The sequence below is a fragment of the Paraburkholderia atlantica genome (assembly GCF_009362785.1).
Lineage (GTDB): Bacteria > Pseudomonadota > Gammaproteobacteria > Burkholderiales > Burkholderiaceae > Paraburkholderia > Paraburkholderia atlantica.
Map to the genome: position 1 here is coordinate 331,231 of NZ_WHNQ01000006.1, position 6,365 is coordinate 337,595.

The 6,365-nt window shown below is 64.9% G+C and carries 4 protein-coding genes; 3 read left to right on the forward strand and 1 reads right to left on the reverse strand.

What is annotated here, in order from left to right; all coding sequences use genetic code 11:
- Positions 1 to 141 precede the first annotated feature (141 nt).
- Entirely contained in the window at positions 142 to 1,158 is a 1,017-nt protein-coding gene (locus GCT19_RS12195) for an alcohol dehydrogenase (protein WP_013089534.1), read from the forward strand.
- 132 nt (positions 1,159 to 1,290) lie between these two features.
- Here the strand turns inward: GCT19_RS12195 and katG are convergent, their stop codons facing one another.
- On the reverse strand, positions 1,291 to 3,549 hold the full coding sequence (katG, locus tag GCT19_RS12200) for a catalase/peroxidase HPI (protein ID WP_018434593.1): 2,259 nt from the start codon (positions 3,547 to 3,549) through the stop codon (positions 1,291 to 1,293).
- 558 nt (positions 3,550 to 4,107) lie between these two features.
- Here katG and GCT19_RS12205 point away from each other — a divergent pair.
- Positions 4,108 to 5,352: a tyrosine-type recombinase/integrase gene (locus tag GCT19_RS12205; protein WP_176137820.1), complete on the forward strand. Its 1,245-nt coding sequence runs from the start codon at positions 4,108 to 4,110 to the stop codon at positions 5,350 to 5,352.
- Between the two features lie 176 nt (positions 5,353 to 5,528).
- Positions 5,529 to 6,176 carry a hypothetical protein gene (locus tag GCT19_RS12210; protein WP_018434595.1) on the forward strand — a complete coding sequence of 216 codons (648 nt, stop codon included), beginning with the start codon at positions 5,529 to 5,531 and terminating at the stop codon, positions 6,174 to 6,176.
- The last annotated feature ends 189 nt before the right edge of the window (positions 6,177 to 6,365 follow it).

The following is a 6,365-nucleotide window of genomic DNA, read 5'->3' on the forward strand; positions in this document are numbered from 1 at the left end:
CGCCGCGCGCCAATTACATCGGATGTCATCGTCACCAGCCAATTGACGGCGGCTTCTTTCTGGCGAGCCGCCTGGGCGCGGACTATGATGTTTGAGTTTGTTCCCCTCTTGTCCCGTTCACCACTGGAAAGGAAGAACATCATGCCCACGATGAAAGCAGTCGAAGTGAAGCAGGCCGGCGGCCCGCTCGAACTGGTCGAACGTGAAGTGCCCGAGGCGGGCGCCGGTCACGTGCGGATCAGGATTCAGGCTTGCGGCATCTGTCATAGCGATGTGATGACCAAGGACGGGCTGTGGCCGGGCCTCACCTATCCGCGTGTGCCGGGTCACGAGATCGCAGGCGTGATCGATTCGGTCGGTGCGGGTGTCGAGGGCTGGCAGGCCGGGCAGCGTGTCGGGGTCGGCTGGCACGGCGGGCATTGCGGCAAATGCGAACACTGCCGCCAGGGCGACTTCGTGCTGTGCAAGTTCGCGCTGATCCCCGGCATCAGCTACGACGGCGGCTACGCCGAATACATGGTGGCTCCGGTCGAAGCGCTGGCGCGCATTCCCGACGATCTGTCGGATGTCGATGCCGCGCCGCTGCTGTGCGCGGGCATCACGACCTTCAACGCGATTCGCAATAGCGGCGCGCGCGCCGGTGACGTGGTCGCGATTCTGGGTATCGGCGGCCTCGGTCATCTCGGCGTGCAGTTCGCGCGCAAGATGGGCTTTCGCACGGTGGCGATCGCGCGCGGTCAGGACAAGGCCCCGCTCGCGCAGCAACTGGGCGCGCATCACTACATCGACAGCAAGACGGAAAACGTCGCCGAGAAATTGCAGGCACTGGGCGGCGCGAAGCTGATCCTCGCCACGGTGACGAGCGGCAAGGCGATGACCGCCACGCTCGGCGGTCTCGGCCTGAACGGCAAGCTCGTGATGGTCGGCGTTTCCGAAGAACCGATCGAAGTGCCGATCGTGCAGTTCATCATGGGACGCAACTCGGTGCAAGGCTGGCCCTCCGGCACCTCGGCCGATTCGCAGGACACGCTCGCGTTCAGCGCGCTCACCGGCGTCAAGCCGATGATCGAGGAGTATCCGCTCGCCGAGGCGGCGCAGGCCTACGACCGGATGATCAGCGGTCACGCGCGTTTCAGGGTGGTATTGAAGATGGTCTGAGTGGATATCTCGGACGCAGACGAAGAAAAAACGCGATTGCCGGCATCCCGGCAATCGCGCTCGATGACTTCTCAAAACGACCTTCAAACACTGCGTCCACGTGGCAAGGAACCACGCGCCGCAGTCGCTGGATCAAGCCAGATCGAAACGATCCAGATTCATCACCTTGACCCACGCGGCAATGAAGTCGCGCACGAACTTCTCCTTACCGTCCTCGCTCGCGTAGACCTCGCTCAGGGCGCGCAGCACCGAGTTCGAGCCGAACACCAGATCGACACGGGTACCCGTCCACTTGACCTCGCCGGTCTTCGCGTCGGCGCCTTCGAACGTTTCCGCGGCCTCCGACACCGGCGTCCATTCCGTACCCATATCGAGCAGGTTACGGAAGAAGTCGTTGGTCAGCGTTTCCGGTTTGTCCGTCAGCACGCCTTCCTTGCCACCGCCCACCTTCAGCACGCGCAGGCCGCCGATCAGCGCCGTCATCTCGGGCGCCGTCAACGTCAGCAGTTGCGCCTTGTCGATCAGCAGTTTCTCCGCCTCCACCGGGAACTTGCCGCCCAGATAGTTGCGGAAGCCGTCGTGGACCGGCTCGAGCGCGCCGACCGATTGGACGTCGGTCTGATCCTGCGACGCATCCATGCGACCCGGCGAGAACGGCACCGTCACCTGCTGCCCGGCGTTCTTCGCAGCCTGCTCGATGCCGGCACTCCCCGCCAGCACGATCAGGTCGGCGAGCGAAATCTTCTTGCCGCCGGACTGCGCACCGTTGAACTCGCTCTGGATGCCTTCGAGCACCTTCAGCACCTTCGCGAGCTCGGCAGGCTGGTTGACTGCCCAGTCCTTCTGCGGCGCGAGCCGGATGCGCGCGCCGTTGGCGCCGCCGCGCTTGTCCGAGCCGCGGAACGTCGAGGCCGAGGCCCACGCGGTCGTGACCAGCTGCGACACCGATAGTCCGGACGCGAGGATCTTCTGCTTCAGCGCCGCGACGTCCTTGTCATCGACGAGCGGGTGATCGACGGCCGGAATCGGGTCCTGCCACAGCAGTTCTTCCGCCGGCACTTCCGGGCCCAGATAGCGGGCGCGCGGACCCATGTCGCGGTGCGTGAGCTTGAACCACGCGCGCGCGAACGCGTCGGCGAACTCGTCCGGATTGTCCATGAAGCGCCGCGAGATCTTTTCGTAGATCGGGTCGAGGCGTAGCGACAGGTCGGTCGTCAGCATCGTCGGCAGCAGTTTTTTCGACGGGTCGTGCGCGTGCGGGATCGTGGGCTCTGCGCCCTTCGCCACCCACTGATTCGCGCCCGCCGGGCTCTTGGTCAGCTCCCATTCGTGGCCGAACAGGTTGTGGAAGAAGCCCATGCCCCACTGCGTCGGCGTGGAAGACCACGTGACCTCGATCCCGCTCGTGATCGTGTCGGCGCCCTTGCCGGTGCCGAAGCTGTTGCGCCAGCCGAGCCCCATCTCCTCGAGACCGGCACCTTCCGGTTCCGGACCCACGTTATCGGCGGGCCCCGCGCCGTGCGTCTTGCCGAATGTGTGGCCACCGGCGATCAGCGCGACGGTTTCCTCGTCGTTCATCGCCATGCGGGCGAACGTTTCGCGGATGTCGACCGCGGCCGCGAGCGGATCGGGATTGCCGTCCGGGCCTTCCGGGTTCACGTAGATCAGGCCCATCTGCACCGCGCCGAGCGGGTTTTCGAGGTTGCGTCCGGGCGGATCGGTGCGGCTCTTTTCGGTGCCGTGCAGTTCTTCATCGGCGACCAGCACGCCTTCGTCGTCTTCCCTGCCGGCCGCGCCCTTGCCGTAGCGCACATCGCCGCCGAGCCAGGTCTTTTCATTGCCCCAATAAACGTCCTGATCCGGTTCCCACGTGTCCTCGCGCCCGCCGCCGAAACCGAATGTCTTGAAGCCCATCGTTTCGAGCGCGACGTTGCCGGTCAGGATCAGCAGATCGGCCCACGAAATTTTCTGGCCGTATTTCTGCTTGATCGGCCATAGCAGCCGGCGCGCCTTGTCGAGGCTCACGTTGTCCGGCCAGCTGTTGATCGGCGCGAAACGCTGCTGGCCGCGCCCTGCGCCGCCGCGGCCGTCGCCGATGCGATAGGTGCCGGCGCTGTGCCATGCCATACGGATAAACAGCGGTCCGTAGTGGCCAAAGTCAGCGGGCCACCACGGCTGCGAATCGGTCATCAGCGCGGCGAGGTCTTTCTTGATCGCGTCGTAGTCGAGGCTCTTGAATGCCTCGGCATAGTTGAAGTCCTTGTCTAGCGGATTGGAGCGGTTCGAATGCTGGTTCAGCAGGTCGACGCGCAATTGCTTCGGCCACCAGTCTCGAATGGTTGTCCCGCCGCCGGCGGTGTGGATGAACGGGCACTTTGCTTCGTTTGACATGCGTTCTCTCCTTTGGAGGATGTCTCCGTTGTCGATCGGAGTCGGTGCGCAGCACTTTCTCCAATCCCATGCAAGGTACTTGTTATGCGTTTGTCATCCTGTCAGGCTTCCGTGGCAAATTGACGATCGAGAAACCCGACAGTCAGCCGAACGATTCGGCAGTGCACTCATGAAATCCAACGTTGAAGGAAACGTGGCCGGAGTCCCTGACGGATAACCCCGGGGGATGACTCCGGCCGACGCGCCACTCCTATTCGAATATAGGCGAGGGCAAACTTCAATAGAATTCGAATCCGGCAATGCCGGTAATAGATGGCGACTATAGCGGGCAACAATCGCACGGCGCCCTCCATTACTGTATGCCGAACGATCGTCACTGCGTCGAAGCTTGAGCGGGCCCCGCTGTTTTGCGCCAGGCGCGCCCGACTGTGTGATAGGGTTTCGCGTTTCGTCCGCAACAAAATGGGCACTGTTTTCTTTTCAGGCAAGCGCTTCGCACATCGCCTGAGCGGAGCAGAATGACGCCAACCGGCGTGCGCCCGAGGAGTGTCCCGAACCGTGTCCAAAGCCGTGCCGAAAGCTGCCCCGAACGCTGAGCTTGCCACCGTCCAGCCCGTCGAATCGCTCGTCGTGCCGGAACTGCTCGATGGCCGCGACGGCACCAATCGCGGCGCGGCGGAAAACTCCCAGCTATCAGCGCGCAACGACCTCGACGCGGTGCGCGCGTGGCTCTCCAATTACGCGGACACCAAGACCACCTTCGACAACTACCGCAAGGAAGCCGAGCGGCTGCTGCTGTGGGCCGTCGTGCAACTCGGCAAGCCGCTGTCGTCGCTGACGCATGAAGATCTGCTGCTGTTCAAGGCGTTCATCGCCGATCCGCAACCGGCCGCGCGTTGGGTGTCGGCGAACGGCGGCAAGTACGCGCGCGGCGACGCGCGCTGGCGCCCGTTCAACGGGCCGCTGTCGCCGGCCAGCCAGCGCCAGGCGCTGATCATCCTGAACGCGATGTTCACGTGGCTCGTCAACGCCGGCTATCTGCGCGGCAATCCGATGGCGCTGTTGCGACAGCGCGCGAAGCGCTCGGCGCCGCGCGTCACGCGCTATCTATCGACGTCGCTGTGGGACGAAGTGAAGCTGTTCGTCGAGCAGCTGCCGCAAGATACCGATGCGCAGCGCGCGTACTACGCGCGCTGCCGTTGGCTGACCACGCTGTTCTATCTGCAAGGCATGCGCATTTCCGAGGTCGCCGGCGGGCAGATGGGCCAGTTCTTCAGAAGGCTCGGCGCCGACGGTCAGGACCAGTGGTGGCTCGAAACGCTCGGCAAGGGCGACAAGGAGCGGATCGTGCCGGTGTCGGCCGAACTGGTTCAGGAGCTGCGCAGCTACCGGACGCTGAATGGCCTCGCCGCGCTGCCGACCCGCGCCGAGGAAACGCCGCTCGTGCTGCCGTTCAAGGGTCGCAAACGCTGCCTGTCGCGCTCGGCGATTCACGACGCAATCAAGGGCATCTTCGCGGGCGCGGCGATGTGGTTGCGCGCGCGCGGCCCCGAATTCGCCGATCGCGCCGACGAACTCGAGCGCGCGTCGGCGCACTGGCTGCGGCACACGGCGGGTTCGCATCAGGCGGACGGCGGCGTCGATCTGCGCACGATTCGCGACAATCTCGGCCACGTGTCGCTGAATACGACCAGCCTTTATCTGCACACCGAGGACGACGCGCGGCATACCGAGACCGTCAATCGGCACCGGATGAACTGGCACGACGCGAAGTCTAAAGAAGGCAATCCGGGCGGCAATTAAGCGCGGATCGGAGCCCCGGCTGCGCACGCGCAATGGCGCATGCTTTTTTGCCTGCGCGGTTTTCGCCTGCGCATTGACCAACTAATTTTCCCGATCGGCGATTCATATCTCAAGAATGCAAAATGCCCGGCCGTTAAAAGGGCGTCGCTCGACAAATAAACAAGACAAACCGGGGAATGAAGTTGATAAACATCACAAAGGCGCTGTTGGCGTCGGCTGCGTGCGCGACCTTTCTCGCAGGCTGCGTGACCAGCGGGCAAGGCCAGCTCGTCAGCGCACCGAACCGCCCGACCGAAGTGACGGTGACCGCGTATCAGCCGTTGCCGACCGATGTGTACGTCGCCAATGTGGTCGATCGCGACGTGGTGTTTGTCGGCGGCGATACATATATCTGGGTCGTCGGGCGGGACGGTGTCCGGCAACGCCAGTTCTATGCGCATGGCGATCGTCGCGCGGAGGTTTTCCATCGCCGTGAGGAGCTGCATCGCGTGATGGCGAGCCATGACGGTCATCTGCCGGGGCATCCGGGTGACGCGCGTCCGCCGCTCTCTCGCCCTTCCGGCCCCGCGCCGGCGATGGCCGTGCACGGACAGCCGCCGCGAGCCCACCAGCACGCCACCGGGCTGGTCAGGCCCGCGCGCGTGACAGCCGCGCACCGATCGCCGCGCCACGCCGACATACACGCCGCCGGGCCGCACAGGCCTGCGCGCGCGATGGCCGCGCACAGACAACCGCACCGAGCCGACATGAAAGTCGCCGGGCCGGTCAGGCCCGCGCCGGCACCATCGGGCAAGCGGATGCCGAAAGAGCCGAGAAAGTCGTAACGTCGCCGCCATGCGGGTGATCGCGTAAGCGGCGAGACAGCGCGCGCAGGCCTGTGCGGCCCGGCGGCGTGTATGTCGGCGTGGCGCGGCGATCGGTGCGCGGCTGTCACGCGCGCGGGCCTGACCAGCCCGGTGGCGTGCTGGTGGGCTCGCGGCGGCTGTCCGTGCACGGCCATCGCCGGCGCGGGG

Bases quoted from the DNA above. Each gene is read 5' to 3' on its own strand.
- GCT19_RS12210 (WP_018434595.1), top strand. From the start codon at position 5,529: ATGAAGTTGATAAACATCACAAAGGCGCTGTTGGCGTCGGCTGCGTGC.
- GCT19_RS12195 (WP_013089534.1), top strand. From the start codon at position 142: ATGCCCACGATGAAAGCAGTCGAAGTGAAGCAGGCCGGCGGCCCGCTC.
- katG (WP_018434593.1), bottom strand. From the start codon at position 3,549: ATGTCAAACGAAGCAAAGTGCCCGTTCATCCACACCGCCGGCGGCGGG.